The following is a 17728-nucleotide window of genomic DNA, read 5'->3' as shown; positions in this document are numbered from 1 at the left end:
GCCCACCCAGCCCGCGGCGCCAGTCGTCGCGCCGCCGTCGCAGCCGGTGACGCCGTCCCGGCCGGCCGCCGGCGCCGAGCCCGCGGCGCGACCCGAGCCCGGGCAACCGGCCCCCGGGGAGGCTGCGGGTGCCCGGAACCCCTCGCCGCCGGCCGGTTCGCCCGGTTGGGCCAAGCCGACCATCCGGGTCCAGCAGATCGAGCCGTTGCTCTCCGACGAGATCGCCCGCGCCAGGGCAGCGCAGCGCGACCGGACGCAGCAGCCGGATCCGTCCCGACCGAACGAGCCCGCCGCGCCGGCACCGCAGCCGGTCCCGCCGCCCCCGGTCGGCGCGACGCCGGGCCACGCCGCGCCCGTGTCGGCACCGCAGCCGGTCCCGCCGCCCCCGGTCGGCGGGACGCCGGGCCACGCCGCGCCCGTGTCGGCGCCGCCCGCCAAGGTTCCTCCCGTGAGCGCGCCACCTCACCAGCCCGGCCCGGTGTCCGCGCCGCCCACCAACACGCGGCCCGTCAGCGCGCCGCCTCACCAGGCCGGGCCAGGACCGGCACCTCAGCCCGTCAGCGCACCACCGCAACAGGCCAAACCGGTTTCGGCGCCGCCCGGCAACCAGGGCCTCTGGCCGGGTCAGTCGCAGCCGGTGCCGGCGCCGCCGGTCGTCCCACCACCGCCGGTCGTCCCACCACCGCCGGTCGTCCCACCACCGTCGGTCGTCCCACCGCCGCCGGTCGTCGCGCCGCCGGTGAGCGGGGCGCCGACGAGCGCGCCTGCCGGGGGTTCGCAGCCGGTGACCGCCCCGCCGGTGCCGGCGTGGGGGGAGAACGCGTTGCCGTGGGGGGCCACCGCCGAGTTGCAGGTGCTGCCGGCGGCTCAGGCAGGCCAGGGGGCAGTCTCGTCCACGCCCGCGTCGACCGTCCCGACTGTCGAGTCGGAGCCGGCAGCCGACCCGGCGCCGCACCCGTCGACGAAACCGGTGAACTTCGCGGTGCTGCAGGCGCCGACCGGAGCGCTGCCCCTCGGCGCACCGCAGTCGTCCGCCGTGGGGGCGGCTGAGGCGGGGGCGCCGGCCTTCGGCTCGAACGCGCAGGTCGCCGAGGCGGGCGGGCCGCAGCGACCGCCGTCCGGGGCGACCGGCCCGGTGCTCGACGAGTCGGGACGGCCTGGTCGTAACCGGGCGAGGACGACCGTGGCGGTGACCGCCGCCGTGGTGGTGGCCGCGGCAGCGGCCGCGACCGGGGTGGGCGCCCTGGTGGTGGGTAGCGAGAACGGGGCGGCGGCGACCACACCGTCGGCCTCGGCCGCGACCGGGCCTCCCCCGGGCGACGTACGGCTGCGCGACGATTCGAGCACTATCACGTTGACGTGGACGGACCCGTCCGGCGGGAAGGTGCCGTTCATGGTGGTCGGTGGTCGGACCGGGCAGCCGATGCGGGCGATGGCCACGGTGGACCCGGGCCAGACCACCTACACGCTGAACGGGTTGAACCCTCGGCTGGACTACTGCTTCACCGTGCTCGCGGCCTGGTCGACGGGGACCTTCGCCACCTCCGCGCAGGTCTGCACGACACGTGGGGGTGGCACGCCCCCGCCGTGACCTGAGAATCCTTCCGTACACGCTCGGTGTCCACAGGGAGACGCTGCGGGTTCCCCCGGCTGTGACCTGGCCCATATGATGGCAGCGGCTCAGGGCCGGGGTCGCCGACGGCGGCCGTCACCTGGCACGACGACGCGGAAGGCAGCCGGTAGTGGCCACCATCGACGACGCGGTGAACACCGGGTCCGGCATCCCCCGGCGCCGGTTCCGGCCGCGGGGCGGACTGGTCACCATCGCGACGGTGGTCGCGTTGCTCGCCGCGATGGGGCTCACCGTGCACGGGTTGGGCGCGGCCGACAACGCGGTCACCAGCTACGACGCGAGTTCCTGGTTGTGGAGTGCGGGGCGCAGCGAGTTGGCCCGGGTCAACGGGGTCACCGCGCGCGTCGACACCCGCACCGAGGTGCCGGGCACGCAGCGGCATCCGATGGAGGTCACGCAGACCGACCGGTTGCTCATCCTGCGCGACCTGAGCACCGGGCAGGTCAGCTCGCTGGACCTGGCCACCCTCCAGATCACCGCGACCACCCGGACCACCCCCGGCTTGGGGGTCAACGTCGCGTTGCACGAGGACGCGGCCTTCGTGGTCGACGCCGTCCAGGGTGTCGTGCGGCAGCTGGATCCGCGTTCCCTCGCGCCGGTCGGCGAGCCGGTCCGCTATCCCCCGGGCATCACCGGCGGTGCGTTCGACGGTGCGGGTCGGCTCTGGATCGCGGTGCCGAGCGAGGGCACCGTCTCGGCGATCACCCCCGCCGACCTGCCGGACACTCCGACGTCGGCCGCCGCCGGGGCCGGGCTGCGCCCCGAGCGGGTCGAGACGTACGACGTGGCCGATCCCGCGCACGAGCTGGTGGTCTCCACCCTGGACGACGGTGTGGCGGTGCTCGACCGCACCGCGGGGGCGCTGGTCACGGTGCACGGCGGCACGGTCCGGCCGACACCGCTCACGACGACCGCGCCGGGTGCGCTTCCGGCGCGTACCAGTGGGCCGATGGTGCCGGTCACGGTGCCGGGGCAGCGGCGGGTGCACGTGGTGGCCGAGGGCGGTGGCGAGGTGAGCGCGTTCACCGTGCCGGGCAGCGGCGACCGGCTCCGCCCCGCGGTCGCCTGGGCGGACCGCTTCTACTGCGCCGATGAGGCGACCGGGCTCATCTACACCTTCGACGCGCAGGGCAGGCTGGTCGACACCATCCGCGGCCGGACGCCGGGACCGTTGGAGCTGGAGGTGCGGGAGAACTACCTGTTCATCAACGCGCCCGACTCGGCGACGGCGCAGGTGGTGGACGACAAGCACCAGGTCCGTGAGGTCGACAAGTACGCCAACGACGTGCTCGGTGGTGACCCGCCGCCGGCTCCCCCGCCGCCGCCTCCGCCGAAGAAGCCGAAGGTCGGCAAGCCGGGTCCACCGCGCAGCGTGACCGCCACCGCCGGGAACGCGCAGGCCCGGGTGAGCTGGCGGCCGGCGCCCGCCAACGGCGCCGAGATCATCCGGTACGTGGTGGAGGGCGCCGGGCAGCGCCACGAGGTGGGCGCCAACCAGCGGGCCGTGGAGGTCAAGGGCCTGACGAACGGAGAGACGTACCGCTTCTCGGTGCACGCGGTCAACGCCAAGGGCGCGGGCCCGCCGCGAAGCAGCAACCGGGTCACGCCGACGGCCGCCGTGCCCGATCCGCCGGCCCGGGTCACCGCGCAGGCGCGACCGGACGGCACCGTCGTGGTCCGCTGGCCGGCCGCGAACGGGCAGGGCAACCGGATCGCCAGGTACGCGGTGACCGCCTCCTCGGCGGGCGCCAACGCCCCCGCCGGGGAGTCCACGAAGACCGAGCTCGTGGTGCCCGCGGGTGAGCTGGAGTACGGCCGGCAGTACGCCTTCACCGTGGTGTCGGTCAACGACCGCGGGGTCGCCTCGACAACCTCCCCGGTGAGCGGCACGGTGGTGCCGTACGCCGCGCCGGGACGCCCCACCGACCTGCGGGCGCGCACGGTGCCGGACCGGCCGGGCACGGTGTCGGTGCAGTGGGCGCCGGCCGAGGCGAACGGCCGGCCGGTGACGAAGTACCTGGTGGACGTGGGTGGGCGCAGCACCGAGGTGACCGACACCCGGGCCACGGTCGACGGGCTGGGCAACGGACGTGACGTCACCGTGCGGGTGAAGGCGGTCAACGAGGCCGGGCCCGGGCCGGAGAGCACGGCGACCGCCCGTACGGTCGCCGAGCCGCGAGTCACCGTGACCGGCTCGTCGGCGACCACCACCTCGGCCACTGTGACGTTCACCGTGGACGCCGGCGGCGGGAAGGCGACCTGCACGCTGAGCACGCCCGGGAAGCCCGCGAAGGCCGGCGGCTGCTCCACCCTCACGATGAGCGGCCTGGCCCCGGGAACGAACTACACGTTCACGGTGACCGCGAGCAACGCCGCCGGCCGGGGCACGACCACCCGCGCCCAGGCCACCGACGCCCTGTACGGCGTGGCCACCTGCAACAACGGCGACTCCGGCGAGGAGGCCACGTACTGCGACAAGGACGTGGACGGGCGCAACGGCAACGAGATCTTCGCGGTGACCCGGCAGGACAACGACCGGCAGGTCGGCTGGGCGAAGCCCGGCACCCGCCTGAGGGCGTACTGCAAGAAGCCGGGCGAAGAGGTGTACGCCTACATCTACAACCGGGAGAAGCGCAGCACCTGGTGGGTGCAGGTCGCGTACAAGGGGAAGAACTACATTCCCTGGGCCTGGCTGAACCTGGAGGGCGGCGACACCATCAACGTCCTGCCCACCTGCTGACCCGCCCAGGCAAGGAGCGCCACGCACGTGAACACCCCCGAACCGCTCAGCCAGACGGAGGTGCAGGGCTTCGCCGCCCTCGCCGCGCGGCTCGCGGAGAACGTCAACGCGGTCGTGCTGGGCAAGCCGCAGGTGGTCCGGCTGGCGCTCACCGCGCTCTTCGCCCAGGGGCACGTGCTCCTCGAGGACGTGCCCGGCGTCGGCAAGACCACGCTCGCCCGGGCGGTCGCCGCGACGGTGCAGGGCCAGTGGCGGCGCATCCAGTTCACCCCCGACCTGCTCCCCTCGGACGTCTCCGGGGTGACCATCTTCAACCAGGCGACCCGGGACTTCGAGTTCCACCCCGGCCCGGTCTTCGCCAACATCGTCATCGCCGACGAGATCAACCGCGCGTCCCCGAAGACCCAGTCGGCGCTGCTGGAGGTCATGGAGGAGCGCACCGTCACCGTGGACGGTGTCCGGCATCCGGTGCCGCAGCCGTTCCTGGTGGTGGCGACGCAGAACCCGGTGGAGATGGACGGCACCTACCGGCTTCCGGAGGCCCAACTCGACCGGTTCCTGGTGAAGCTCTCCGTCGGCTACCCCGACGAGGCGGTCGAGGTGGAGGTGCTGCGCGGCGCCACCGTCCGCTCCCCGGAGGCACTCGCCGCGATCACCGACACGGAGACCGTCGGGGAGATGGTCCGGATGGCCCGCCGGGTGCACATCGCCGAGCCGCTCTACGGGTACGCGGTGCGCCTCGCCGCGGCCACCCGAACGCACCCGCAGGTACGGGTCGGCGTCAGTCCCCGGGGGGTGATCGCGCTGACCCGCGCGGCGTGCGCGTACGCGCTCATCGACGGCCGGGGCTGGATCATGCCGGAGGACCTTAAGACGCTTGTCGAGCCGGTCTTCGCGCACCGGCTGCTGCTGACGCCGGAGGCGCAGGTGCGGGGGGTGACCGCCGCCGAGGTGCTGCGTCAGGCGGTCGCCTCGGTGCCGGTGCCGCTCCCCTCGGGCCAGCCGGCCCCGGTGCAGAGGTGACCGGCCGTACCGGCATCGCACTCACCGCGCGGGGTTCCGGGCTGCTCACCGCCGCCGTCGTGCTGCTCGCCGCCGGCGTCCGGTTCGCGTACCCCGAGTTGACGCTGCTCGGCGCGGCGGCCGGCGCCGCCGTCGGCTACGCGGTAACGGTCGCGGCGTGGCGGCCCCGGCTGACCGTCACCCGCAGCGCCGACCCGGACCGGGTGGGGCGCGGCGAGCCGGCCGCCATGGAGCTGACCGTGCGCAACACGGGACGGCTGCGGCCGGTGAACCTCCTCGCCGAGGACCGCTGCGGCGACCGCCCCGTGCCGGTTCCGCTGCTGCGGCTGCGGCCGGGCCGCGACACCACCGCCCGCTACGACGTGCCGACGGTGCGCCGGGGCGTGGTCCGGGTGGGGCCGCTGCAGGTGGCCCGCCGGGACCCGCTGGGGCTGGTCGTGTCGGCCCGCCCGTACGGCGGCACCGTGCCGGTCTGGGTGTACCCGCGCGTGCACCCGCTCGACGCGGTGCCGACGGGTGCGGGCCGCAGCCTCGACGGCCACGTCGACGCGGTGCCGCACGGGTCGATCACGTTCGACTCGCTGCGGGAGTACGTGATCGGCGACGAGCTGTGCCGGGTGCACTGGCGCACCAGCGCCCGGGTGGGCCAGCTGATGGTGCGGGAGAACGTGGACACGAGCCTGCCGCGCTTCGTGGTGCTGCTGGACAACCGGGCCGCCGCCCACCCGGACCGCAGTGGCGCGTCGGCGTCGTCGTTCGAGGCGTGCTGCGAGGCGGCGGCGTCGATCGTCACCGCCGCGCACCGGGCGGACCTGCCGGTGCTCCTGCTGCTGGTGACGGAGCGGGCGGGCAGCGCCGTGCCGGCGGCGGAGAACGGCGACGCGGTGGCGCGCGGCGGCGTACGCGGATGGGTGCGCCGCCGCGCGAGGCGGCGACCGGCCGGGGACGGCGACGCCAGCCCCTCCGGCGAGGACTCCCCCGGCGGCCCGCTGGACCGGCTGGCCGCGGCCGAACTCGTCGCCGAGGACGACGCGCTGCGGGCCACCACGACCCGGCTGCGGTCCGACCGGCTCGGCGACACGCTCGTCTTCCTCACCGGGCCGGGCGGCCGCGGCGACCTCGGGCACGTCGGGGCGTTGCGCGGCGCGTACCCGTCGGTGGTGGTCGGTGTCCTCGGCGCGGCCGAGCCCACGCCACCGGGCGCGGCCGCGCTGGTGGTGATCGACGCGGCCGACGGGGCGGGCTTCGCCGCCGAGTGGGACGGGATCAGCCGGTGGTGACCATCCGCGACGCCGGGCCGGTGGGCGACGTGGAACGCCCGCCGACCGGGGGCGGGCCGGCCGGCGAACCCGGTGGGCGGCGGCGGTTCGCGGCGGTGCTGCGGGCGGTGCCGGTGCCGCTCGCGCTGGTCGTCATGACCGCGCTGGCGGGGGTGGTGCTCGGCCGGGTGTACGCGGGCCCGCTGCTGCCCCAGCTCGTCGCCGGCGCCGCGGCCGGTTCGGTACTCGTCGGCGTGGCCGCCCGACGGCTGCCGTCCTGGCTGGTCGCGCCGCTGTCGGTGCTGGCGATGGCGGCCTGGACCGGCTGGTCGATGCGGCTGGCCGCGGCCCGCGCCGACCTGCCGGGCAGTCTGTCCGAGGTGACCGTGGACGCCGCCCGCAACGGCATCCCCCGCCTGCTCACCGCGATGATCCCCGTCGAGCCCACACCGGACACGCTGCTCGTGCCGCTGGTGGCCACCTGGCTGGCCGGGCTGGCCGGCACGGAGGTGGCGCTGCGGGCCGGCCGGGTGCTCGCCGGCTACCTGCCCGCCGTGCTCCTGTACGCGGGCGCGCTTTACGTGGTGGGTCCGAACGCCGCACCGGCGTGGTGGCCCACCGTCGTCTTCGTGGCGGTCGCGGCCCTCGGTCTGGCCGGCTCCGCCCGACCGCGCTCGGACACCGCCGGCCCGATCCCCGGGCCGGTGCCGGCGCTGCGGGCCGCCGTGCGGCTACGCCTCGCGGCCGGCACGACGTTCGGGCTGGTCGTGGTGGTCAGCCTGGTCGCGGCGCTCGGTCCGACGGTCGTCGCGCAGGTCGGCGGCCGGCCGGTGGACCCCCGCCGGTACGTCGAGCCGCCGACGGTGGAGACGTTGGACGAGAATCCGCTGGTGCGGATCTCCGGCTGGGCGTTGCGCCCGGAGCAGGAGTTGCTGCGGGTACGCACCGATCGGCCGGCCTCCGGCGCGGCCGCGTCGCCCGGCACGTCGCCGGGTCCGGCCGACCCGTCGGGCGGCGAGCGGGCCCGGATCCGGCTGGCGGTGCTCAGCGACTACGACGGGGTCACCTGGCGGGTCGGCGCGACGTACCGCAGCGCGGGCCGGATCCTGCCGGCGGTCACCCCGGCGGCCGGCAGCACGGTGGAGACCGTCCGGCAGGAGATCACCGTCAGTGAGCTGAGCGGGCGGCTGCTGCCGGCGGTCGCCACGCCGCGCGAGGTCAGCGGCGCGCGGGTGGCGTACGACCCGCTGACCGGCACGCTGATCCGGCCGGAGGGGCTGGTCCCCGGGCTGCGGTACACGGTCACCTCGGAGCGGGAACGCCCGGACGAGAACCTGCTCTCCATCGCGGACGTACCGGCCGGCGACTCGGTGGCCCGGGTGCTGCGGGTACCTGACGGGGCACCCGAGCCGCTGCGTCGCCTCGCCACCCAGCTCGCCGAGGAGAACGGCGCACCGTACGCCCGGGCGACGGCGGTCGAGGAGTTCCTCGCCGAGCACTACCGGCTGGTCGCGGACGCGCCGAGCGGGCACGCGTACCCGAATCTGGCGTTCTTCCTCTTCGGACCCCGTAACGGCGGGGGGCAGCGCGGCACGTCGGAGCAGTTCGCCGCCGCGTTCGCGGTGCTCGGCCGGCTCACCGGCCTGCCGACCCGGGTTGTGGTCGGCTTCGCCTCGCCCGGGGACGGGCCGGTGCGGGCCGGCGACGCCTACGCCTGGCCGGAGGTGCTCTTCGACCAGGTCGGCTGGGTGCCGTTCAATCCGCTGCCCCGCCCGGACGAGGAGCCCCGGCCGGTGGAGGAGGACTTCCGTCCGGTGCCGGAGGATCCGCCACCGTCCGAGGCGCCGCAGCCGTCCGTGGAGCCCACCGTGTCACCGGAGCCGGCGGCGGCGCCGGGCGGTTCCGCGGACCGCCGGGGCGTACCGCCAGCGGTACTGGTGGGCGGCGGGACCGGGGGCCTGCTGCTGATCGTCGGGGCGGTGCTGCTCACCCTGCTGGCGATGCGCCGGGCGCTCAGCCGCGGGCGGCTGCGACGGGGCGACCCCGGCGAGCGCATCGCCGGCGCCTGGCGGGAGGTCACGGACGCGCTGCGGCTGGCCGGCCATCCGGTCGGCGCCGACCTGTCCGCCACCGAGGTCGCCGAGCGGGCCCGCCGCGCCGTTCCCGGTCCGGCGCCGGGCGACCCCGGCCGACAGGATTTGGCCGGCATCGACGAGCTGGCCGACCTGCTCAACCGGGTCGGCTTCGCTCCCGGCACCGCCACCGGGGAGCAGGCGAACCACGCCGCCGGCGTCGCGCAGGCCTACGTGGATGGTCTGCGGGCCGGCCGTTCCCGCTGGCGGCGGCTGCTCTGGTCCATCCACCCCGGCCCGCTGCGCTGGCGTTGACCGGCGCGCCTCGGCGTACGCCGCTCGAGTGCCGGCCCGTCGACGAATCCGCGTTGCCGGTCGCCCGTCCCTGCGGCAGCCTACACGGGTGATCGAGACTCTTGTGCTCACCGAGGACGACTGGAAGGTGTGGCGGGACCTGCGGCTCGCCGCGCTCACGGAGGCGCCCTACGCCTTCGGTTCCCAGCTGGCGCAGTGGCAGGGCGACGGCGACCGTGAGGAACGCTGGCGCGGCCGCCTCGCCATCGCCGGCTCGTACAACGTGGTGGCGACGCTCGACGGGCAGCCGGTCGGGATGGCCAGCGGAGTGCCGACCGATCAGAGCGGCGTCGTCGAGCTGATCTCGATGTACGTGGCACCGGCCGGCCGCGGCCGAGGCGTCGGCGACCACCTCCTGCGTGCGGTCGAGCAGTGGGCTCGGCAGGTGGGCGCGGAGACGCTGCGGCTGGCCGTGGTGGAGGGCAACACGAACGCCTCCGCGCTCTACCTGCGCAACGGTTTCCACGACACGGGCGAGCTGGGTGACCTCATGCCCGACAGCGTCCGCCGGGAGCGCATCATGGCCAAGCGCCTCGCCGCGTAGCGCGCGGATGCGGGCCGCGCGGCCCGGCCGGCTGCCGGCGGCTCAGCCCGCCGAAGCACTCCGAGTGGGTAGGACGGCGCGCTGCGAGCCGATGCTCTCGGTCTTGCCCAGTTCGAGCGGTTGACAACCGCTTGGAAGCAGCGAGAGCAGACCATTCGGTTGACCGTGCACCGAGGTTCGTCAACATCGACGCTTTGCGGAGCGCATCGTCGCACCCGACTGAATCTAGCGGCGCACCTTGAACCTCAGGTGCAGCACCCGGTCGCCCTGTATGACCATGTGGGGATTCTCGAGTGGACGCTGCCCGTCGATGCCGCCGAAGTAGCGTTTGCCTGACCCGAACACCACCGGCACCACGTCCATCGCCACCTCGTCCACGAGGCCTGCCGCGAGGATCTGGCTGCCCACCTCGCCGGCGTTCACCGCGACGTCTCGGTCCCCGGCGAGCTCCTTGGCCTTGTCAATCGCCGCGGTCACGTCATCGATGAAGTGGTACGACGCCTCGGGGTGCCAGCCCTCGGGCTTGGGCCGGTGGGACACCACGACCACGTGGTCGCCCGCGGGCGGATGACCCTCCCAGCCGTTCACCAGGTCGAACAGGTGGCGGCCCATCACAATCGCGCCGATGCCATCCCACATCGTCCGGACGTACTCCGCCGATGCACGTGAGACCTTGAAGTCGCGCCCGACTCCGGAGTGGTCGTACTCCTGGTCGTCGCCTTCGGCGATCGGGGTGTCGCCCGTGAAGTACCAATCGTGGAGTGGCCCGACGTCGTCGTTCCTGTCGGCGATGAAGCCGTCCACCGACACCACGTTGTGCAAAATCACTGTGCCCACAGGTTCTCCTCGAATCTCCTTGCGCGTTGCCTCGATCCTGTCGTCTGGAGAGGCGGCCTGGCTTGTAAAAAATCAATCACCGGGCATGGGACCGTTGTCCGGCGGGAACCCCTGCTCGGCGGGGAACCGGCGCCGCAGAGCCAGGTAGTCCGTCGGGGTGTTGCCGGTGAAGTCCTTGAACTCTCTGCCGAAGTGGGCCTGGTCGAAGTAGCCCGCCGTCTGAGCGAGCTCAGCCCAGTCGACCGGACGCAGAGCATCTACGGACACGATCAGCCGCGCAAAACGGTAGATCCGCGCCACCTTCTTCGGGGTGATCCCGACGTGGGACTTGAACTGCGCCGCCAGGTGATTGCCACTCACCCCCGCAGCGTCGGCCAACGCACCCACCGAAAGCGCGCCGTGGAACGTCTCCAAACGCCCGCCCGTGTGCTGAACCAGGTCGAGACCGCGCGACGGTGCCTCGGCAAGTCGCGACCGCAACTCCTCCTCCAGCACCCGCAGTGTTTCGGTGGCCGACGCGATCTCGCCGACACGGTTGCGAATCCGGTCCAATGACCGTTGCCAAACGGCGTCGACCGGGACCCATCGGTCCGTCAGCTCAGTCGCCGGCATGTGGACGAACGGCGACATCCCCCACGGTTTGAAGTGCACCCCGACGAGTCGAACGGGCGTTGGGTACTCGAAGATGAAGCGTCTGGTCCATACACCCATGAACCACCCATCGGTGAACACTGCCGGCGGCACCGAAGGATCGGAATCCCACAGGCGGACGGGTCCGCCCAGGTTGACGAACAGATGCGCCGACGGCATCGGCGGGACGTTCATCCGGCGGTGGCGCGGCACCCCGGTCAGGCAGTAGATGTCGTCGATGAACTGGTCGAGCGGTGGGGCGGGTACCCTGCCGACATAATCCATGGACCCATTGTCGGCCGACAAGGGTCGAGCACGGAGCGCGTACGACACCGGCCACATGTCCGCGTCGTCAAGGTTGGCCGCGTCCTGGAACTCCAGCGTCGAGTAGCGGGAGTTGAACTTGCCCGAGCTCTTGAAGGCGACGAGGATCTTGTCGTCCGCATTCGCGTAGGCGGGCATCCCGTACCAGGTCTTCGACGACAGCTCGCGAGCGGTGGCGGTCACCGCCACGTGCGCCCCCCGGCGCGCGCTGCCCCGGAGGGACTGCCGACTGCCACCCGTCGAGTGAAGCTGATGTGTCACGCATCAAGCGGAGCCGGGCATCGCCGGCAGCTGGCCGGCCTCACGTCGGCGACTGGGTGGCCGAGTCGCGGGTTAGTCATGTGCGTTGATGGAACCACCGTGATCGGGCTTGGCGACGGCCGCCTTGGCAGCCTGCTCGATCCTCGCGCGTTGGGCTGCCCAGAACGCCGCATCGCGTGGCGTGTTCGCGTACTGGGCTGCCGTACCGGTCGAGCCGTCGAGCTTCCACAGCATCGTCTCGCGGATCTCTCGCAGGTCGCTGTGCAGGTACTCCTTCGCGAAATCATCGATCATGAGAACGAGCCCGCCACGCGCCCATGGCCGGCTCTAGGCGGACCAACGCGGGCGCCACGACGAGACGTCGTACCCGAACCCGTGCCAGCTGCTCGGCGGTGGGCGGCCGTTCTCACGGAACCGGCATCCGCCGTGGGGCTGCCTGCCTCTCACATGGGCTGGCCGTGGTGCTCGACGAGCACGGTCAGTAGATCCGTGAGCTGCTTGCGTTCCACCGGGCTCAGCGGCGCCAGGACTTCCTCCTCCACTTCGGCGAGCACCTTGTCCAGCTCGCGGAGCTGGCGGCGCCCCGCCTGGGTGAGCGTGATCAGGTTGCGGCGGCGGTCGGCGGGGTCGGGCGCGCGGTCCACCTGCCCGCGAGCGGTCAGCTCGTTGATGACGGCGACCAGGTCGCTGCGGTAGATGCGGGTGCGGTCGCTGAGTTCGGCCTGGCTGGCCGCGCCGAACTCGTCGAGCGTGGCGAGCACGGCGAAGTGCCACTTCCGGGCGTCCGCCCGCGCCAACTCCTCGTTCACCCGGCGGTCCGCCTGCATGGCGGCCTGGGACAGCAGCCGGGTCCGGAGGTTTCGTAGCCGCTGCGCGCCAGTCGTGCTGTCGTCCACGGCACGACCGTACCACTTGCGTTAGTCAGACTAACGATCTACGGTGAGCGAGAACTAGCGTTAGTGTGACTAACGATTTGGAGGTGGCGTCGTGCCACTGACGGACGTGCTCGATTCGACGATGCACTACGAGGAGACCGGCACCGGCACTCCCCTGGTCTTCCTGCACGGCAACCCCGGCTCGTCGCACCTGTGGCGCAACGTGCTGCCGGCGGTCGACCTGCCCGCCCGGATGCTGGCCCCCGACCTGATCGGCATGGGCCGCTCCGGCAAACCCGACTCGCCGTACCGGTTCGCCGACCACGCCCGCTATCTCGACGCCCTCTTCGACCGACTGGGCCTCGCGGACGTGATCCTGGTCGGCCACGACTGGGGAGGGGCGCTCGCCTTCGACTGGGCAGCCCGCCACCCCGACCGGGTCAGGGGCGTCGCGTTCCTCGAGACCATCGTGCGGCCGATGGCGTGGCGCGAGCTCGGCGACGCCCCGCGAGCCCGCGCCGAGGCCATGCGCGGACCGAAGGGCGAGGCGCTCGTGCTCGACGGGACGTACTTCCTGGAATCCGCGTTCACCGGCGGTGTGCTCCACCCCGTGAGCGAGCCGGACCTGCGCACGTACCTCTCGCCCTACCCCACTCGGGACAGCCGCCGACCCATCCTGGAATGGGCCCGGTCACTGCCGCTCGACGGCGAGCCGGCCGACGTCGCCGAGCGGGTCGAGCGGTACGGGAAGTGGCTGGCCGGCAGCGGCGAGACGCCCAAGCTCCTGCTCACCTTCGACTCCTCGCCGACGTTGCTCATCGGGGCGGAGCTGGCCACCTGGTGCCGGGAGAACATCGCCGCACTGAGCACCGAGCACTGTGGTCCGGCCGGCCACCACGCACCCGAGGACCAGCCCCACGCCATCGCCCGAGCGATCACGACCTGGGTCCGACACCACGACCTGATCCACGACCGCTGACACCCCGACGACCAGGAGGAGCACCATGACCGCCGACCACGCCATCCCCTTCGGCACGCAGCTCATCGGCCGGACGGAGAAGGCCCTCAACGCCATCCTCGACCGGCAGTTGGCCGGCACCGGCATCACCGAACCCCAGTGGGTCACGCTGACGCTGACCGCCGCCGGTGGCGGGCTGCCCACCGGAACCATCGTCGAGCGGGTCCGCGCCGCGCTCAAGGTCGACGAGGCCCGCGCGCGGGAACATCTGACGGAGCTCACCGCCGCCGGCCTGCTACGGACGACCCCGGCGGGCGCCGTCGAGGCCACCGAGCGGGGCAGGGCGCAGTGGAGCGCCGTCCGCGCCGCCACCAGCCTGATCACGCAGCGACTCTGGGGCGACCTGCCGGAGGAGGACCTCGCTGCCGCCGGCCGCGTCCTCAACACCGTCCTCGCCCGCACCGACGGCGTGCTGTCGGCCGCCTGACGAGCGGCGCCACGACAACCCGTGCCCGGGGGTGGTCGCGAGGTCTCCGGCGGTGACACCCACCGGAGCCCTCGCGGCTCATCCGTCACCTCGGGTCAGCTCAGCCGATCGGCTCAGCCACGATGAGCTGGAACTTCTCGAAGGCCAGCGGCACCGTGTTGCGCCTGGCGTCGACGGTGCCGAGGGAGACGCCGTTGAACGGATCGGTCAAGCGGTAGCGACCCCGGCCCAGACCGCGCAACTCGACCGCGCCGTTCCACTGGTCGGCGTAGAAGGCGTAGTGCAGGGTCTTCTCCTTGGCCACCACGTGCGCCTCGGGCTTGTCGAAGCCGATGTCGTACAGCTCGCCCCGGTACTCGCCGGTGGGCAGCATGTGCTCGCTGTACAGGCTCACCCACTTGCGCCAGAGCGCATCCTTCTCCGGGGTGAGCACGTTCTCCTCGTCGGGCCCGGTCGGGTAGGTGAACTTGGTCGACAGGACCGCGCCCACGCCGTAGCTGGACGCGAAGTCGTCGCCGTTGTCGCTTAGCTCGACATGGTCGCCGGCGTAGCTCGCGCCGTGGCCCATCAGCGCCTTCATCGTCTTGCCCTTGGTCCGGACCTGGTAGGACGAGGTCGGGTCCGAGCCCGGGTACTGGTCGATGTAGGGCAGGTTGTGGAAGGCGAAGGCGGTCCCGCAGGGGCAGAGCTCGATGACCGCGTCGCGGTTCTCCTCGTGCGCGGCCTCGTAGACCGCCCGCCAGAACTGCGCCAGCCCCTCGGTCGACTCCTCCGGGCGGGCGTGCCCGTGCGCCGGGTTGTAACAGGGCGTGACCCCGTTGAGGTGCTGCCCGTCGATCTTGAGCCCCTCGTAGCCCCAGTCACCGATGAACTTCTTCACCTGCCGGACGAAGTAGTCCACGGTCGGCTGGTACGCCGGGCACAGGGTGTAGGCGTCCCACCAGGTCACCTCCTGCTTGTTGCCGTCGCGGTCGAGCAGGAGCATGTCGGGGCGAGCCTTGAACAGGTTGCTCTCGGGGTCGGCCGCCAGCGGCGCCCACCACAGGCGGGGCCGCAGGCCGGCGTCCCGGATCTGCTTGGTGAAGGCGCGCATGTCGGCGTCGCCGCGCGGGAACTTCTGCGGGTTGAGGTCCCAGTCGCCCTCGTTGGTCTGCCAGCCGTCGTCGAGCACCGCCCACTTGAGGCCGACCTCGCGCACCTTGGGAAGCGTTGCGACGACCTGCTCGACGGTGAAGTCTCGCTCGTAACCCCAGGCACACCAGATGGGTTCCAGAGCCGGCTTCGGCGTCTTGGGGGCGTGCAGGCCGATGTCGCTCATGTAGTCGCGGTAGCGCTGGAGCGGCACGAAGTAGTCGCCCGTGTGGGCGGTGAGGAAGGTCGTCTCCGTGGTCAGCTCCTGACCCGGCTTGAGCGTACGGACGGTGTCGCCCTCGACGGCGATGCTCGCCCCGTTGGCCGTCTTGCGAACCGGGAGGCGCAGGATCTTCGCCACCGGTTCGACGTGCCCGACCGAGATGCCCCCGCCGGAACGCCAGACGGATGCCATCGGCGTGCCGCCGCCGTAGTCGGAGGAGTCCATCCCCAGCGAGTTCTTCTGGTCGAACCCGTCCACCACCGGCTGCACCCAGTCGCGACGGTCCTCGTAGGTGGTGCCGGAGAAGGTGTAGAAGCCGCCCGGCTTCTCCAGCAGCTCATGTGCTCCGCTGCGCCACCCGGTGACCTTCAGGCTGGCACCGGACCTGTTGGTGTAGGTCACCCGCATCACGATCATGCCGGTCAGGCGCTGGAACGAGGTGAGTTCCACCGTCTTGCGTACGCCGGTCCTGGAGTCGCCCCGGATCGTGACCTGGACGCCCGCGCCGTGTCGGTGATGCCGGGTCTTGCGGGTCTCGTGTCCGCGGTAGGTGAAGTCGTCGATCACCGTGCCGCCCAGCAGCAGGGCTTCGCTGGCGTCGAAACGCGTGACGTTGGCGCCCTTCAGCGCCACCCGGCTGTGCAGTTTCTCGTCGAACTCCACAGTGATGGAGTTGTCGCCGACGCCGACGACGTCGGGGCCGCGGTTCGGCGCGGCGGCTGCGGGGGCGGCGCCCACACCCGTGGCCACGGCAGGGAGGGCGGTCAGGCCGGCACCTCCCAGCGCCACCTTCAACATGGTCCGCCGCTTCATGTTGCTCATGTCAAACTCCCTTCGGGCTCGTCACGCAGCTCCCACGACCGGCCACGCCTGTCGTCCGTCGCTGTGGATCATCAAGAGCGGGTACCTCGAACGTGCCGATACGTGCTGTCGGGTGGAGGCAGGGTCGCGGCGTCCGGCGGCCGCCCTGCCCGGGTAACCGCGCGCTTGTCGACCTGGTTCGACACCGCATCCACCGACAGCGGGGCGACCGCGGCCCGGTACTGCGACGCCGCCGCCTCGTTCACCACTGGATTCACAGAGCAGACCGGAGAGATACCAATTGCCGGCCCGGAACGCCGGCGACGACGAGGCCGAGCAGAAGCTGACGCATCGAGCGTTCCCCATTTCACCGAGGATGGTCTGCCCGACGACCGTAGGTGGTATATTCTTGGCTTGTCAATGGCCGGTTCCCGGTAGTTTTTGGTACGTTCACCGCGACCCCGGGCCCGGGCAGTGGGCCGCGCGCGGGCGTCCGGCTCAAGAGAGCGATCGAACTGGTATGGTTGGCTGGTATGACTGTTGCGAGGACGCGGATGCCCCGTGGCCTGTTCGCCGACGACGCGCTCCCTCTCTACGAGCGAACCGCCAAGCAGCTGCTCGACGACCTGCGTGCCAGCGCCGCTCGCACAGGTGACCGGCTGCCCTCCGAGCGGGCGCTGGCGACCCGATACGCCGTCTCCCGCGTGACACTGCGCGCCGCCCTCGCCGACCTGGAGTCGCGCGGCATCGTGCGCCCGTCGTCCACGCGCGGCTGGTTCGTCGCCGAACTCGACCAGCTCCCCGAGCCGGCGGTGGAGTCCACCGCGGCGACCCCCCAGGTGCAGGGCCTCGCCGACTTCGCCCGGGTCAACGGCCTCACGCCGAGCAGCCGCGTCCTCTCCGCCACGGTTCGCCCGGCAACCGTCTCCGAGGCCGAGGCTCTCCGTATCGCCCCCGGCGCCGACCTCTTCGAACTCCACCGGCTGCGCTTCCTCGACGGCCTGCTGGTCGTACTCGAGCACAACCGGCTGCCGCTGGCGGCCTGCCCGGCCCTGGCCGAGACCGACTTCAACACCGCGTCGCTCTACGCCACCCTGCGCGCGGCGGACCCGCCGCAGACGCCGCGCGTCGCCGACTACTCGTGCGAGGCCCGGCACCCGACGCCCCGCGAGATGGAGCTGTTCGAGATCGGCGACACCATGCCGATGCTCGTCGCGACCACGCTGACCTTCAACCAGGCGGGACGGCCGATCGAGCTGACCGTCCAGGTCTACCGCGGCGACCGCTACCGCTTCCGGGCCTCCATCACCAATCCCGCCTGATCCACTTCCTCCTCGGCGCCGCCGTGAGCGGTGCCGAGGAGTCGCCGGCCCACCGCCTGCTCGCCGAGACCGCCTCGCCGCCGACCGGAAGGTGGTCAGCGGTCCAAGCCCGGAAACCGTCCGGGCGACCTCGTCGAGCACGCCCACGCGCCGAACGTCGTGACCATTACTCCGGCAGCCGCCGCACCCTGACGGCCGGCGGCCGTACCTCCACGGTGCACTCACCACCTTCGGCCGCACGGCCGGGCCGTCGG

General features: G+C 72.7%; 14 protein-coding genes. 9 read left to right on the top strand and 5 right to left on the bottom strand.

Annotation, left to right across the window (positions count from 1 at the left end; all coding sequences use genetic code 11):
- Nucleotides 1–784: 784 nt before the first annotated feature.
- From E1211_RS10565 to E1211_RS10540, 6 genes are all read left to right on the top strand, one after another.
- Nucleotides 785–1591 carry a fibronectin type III domain-containing protein gene (locus E1211_RS10565; protein ID WP_165947221.1) on the top strand — a complete coding sequence of 269 codons (807 nt, stop codon included), beginning with the start codon at nt 785–787 and terminating at the stop codon, nt 1589–1591.
- A gap of 151 nt (nt 1592–1742) precedes the next feature.
- Nucleotides 1743–4373: a fibronectin type III domain-containing protein gene (locus E1211_RS10560; protein ID WP_132347907.1), complete on the top strand. Its 2631-nt coding sequence runs from the start codon at nt 1743–1745 to the stop codon at nt 4371–4373.
- A gap of 27 nt (nt 4374–4400) precedes the next feature.
- On the top strand, nt 4401–5396 hold the full coding sequence (locus E1211_RS10555) for a MoxR family ATPase (protein ID WP_132347905.1): 996 nt from the start codon (nt 4401–4403) through the stop codon (nt 5394–5396).
- 14 nt (nt 5397–5410) lie between these two features.
- Nucleotides 5411–6676 carry a DUF58 domain-containing protein gene (locus tag E1211_RS10550; RefSeq protein WP_132347927.1) on the top strand — a complete coding sequence of 422 codons (1266 nt, stop codon included), beginning with the start codon at nt 5411–5413 and terminating at the stop codon, nt 6674–6676.
- Nucleotides 6673–9042 carry a transglutaminaseTgpA domain-containing protein gene (locus tag E1211_RS10545; protein ID WP_371686143.1) on the top strand — a complete coding sequence of 790 codons (2370 nt, stop codon included), beginning with the start codon at nt 6673–6675 and terminating at the stop codon, nt 9040–9042. The genes E1211_RS10550 and E1211_RS10545 overlap by 4 nt, the downstream gene beginning before the upstream one ends.
- Before the next feature lie 88 nt (nt 9043–9130).
- The gene (locus tag E1211_RS10540) at nt 9131–9625 is read left to right on the top strand and encodes a GNAT family N-acetyltransferase (RefSeq protein WP_132347903.1); all 495 of its coding nucleotides are present in this window, start codon (nt 9131–9133) and stop codon (nt 9623–9625) included.
- Nucleotides 9626–9850: 225 nt separating this feature from the next.
- On the opposite strand, the gene E1211_RS10535 is transcribed toward E1211_RS10540, so the two are convergent.
- The 4 genes from E1211_RS10535 to E1211_RS10515 all read right to left on the bottom strand — a co-directional run bounded on the left by E1211_RS10535 (nt 9851) and on the right by E1211_RS10515 (nt 12573).
- Complete coding sequence (locus E1211_RS10535) at nt 9851–10462, bottom strand: dihydrofolate reductase family protein (protein WP_132347901.1); 612 nt, start codon at nt 10460–10462, stop codon at nt 9851–9853.
- Between the two features lie 72 nt (nt 10463–10534).
- On the bottom strand, nt 10535–11605 hold the full coding sequence (locus E1211_RS10530; RefSeq protein ID WP_243709485.1) for a helix-turn-helix domain-containing protein: 1071 nt from the start codon (nt 11603–11605) through the stop codon (nt 10535–10537).
- Between the two features lie 144 nt (nt 11606–11749).
- A complete protein-coding gene (locus E1211_RS10520; RefSeq protein ID WP_132347899.1) occupies nt 11750–11971 on the bottom strand; it encodes a hypothetical protein in 222 nt (73 codons plus the stop codon).
- A 149-nt stretch (nt 11972–12120) separates the two neighbouring features.
- Nucleotides 12121–12573 (bottom strand): MarR family winged helix-turn-helix transcriptional regulator, encoded by a 453-nt coding sequence (locus tag E1211_RS10515; protein WP_243709484.1) that lies wholly within the window; start codon nt 12571–12573, stop codon nt 12121–12123.
- 91 nt (nt 12574–12664) lie between these two features.
- Between E1211_RS10515 and E1211_RS10510 the strand changes: the two genes are divergently transcribed.
- Both E1211_RS10510 and E1211_RS10505 read left to right on the top strand, forming a co-directional pair.
- A complete protein-coding gene (locus tag E1211_RS10510) occupies nt 12665–13531 on the top strand; it encodes a haloalkane dehalogenase (protein ID WP_132347897.1) in 867 nt (288 codons plus the stop codon).
- Nucleotides 13532–13556: 25 nt separating this feature from the next.
- Complete coding sequence (locus E1211_RS10505) at nt 13557–13997, top strand: MarR family winged helix-turn-helix transcriptional regulator (RefSeq protein WP_132347895.1); 441 nt, start codon at nt 13557–13559, stop codon at nt 13995–13997.
- Nucleotides 13998–14097: 100 nt separating this feature from the next.
- On the opposite strand, the gene E1211_RS10500 is transcribed toward E1211_RS10505, so the two are convergent.
- On the bottom strand, nt 14098–16173 hold the full coding sequence (locus E1211_RS10500) for a glycoside hydrolase family 36 protein (RefSeq protein ID WP_132347893.1): 2076 nt from the start codon (nt 16171–16173) through the stop codon (nt 14098–14100).
- 512 nt (nt 16174–16685) lie between these two features.
- Between E1211_RS10500 and E1211_RS10495 the strand changes: the two genes are divergently transcribed.
- Nucleotides 16686–17474, top strand: a complete 789-nt coding sequence (locus tag E1211_RS10495) for a GntR family transcriptional regulator (RefSeq protein WP_165947222.1) — start codon at nt 16686–16688, stop codon at nt 17472–17474.
- Nucleotides 17475–17728 lie beyond the last annotated feature (254 nt).

It is taken from the genome of Micromonospora sp. 15K316 (assembly GCF_004348525.1).
GTDB lineage: Bacteria > Actinomycetota > Actinomycetes > Mycobacteriales > Micromonosporaceae > Micromonospora.
The sequence above is the reverse complement of the archived record's forward strand: the minus strand, read 5'-3'. Positions and strand labels throughout refer to the sequence as shown.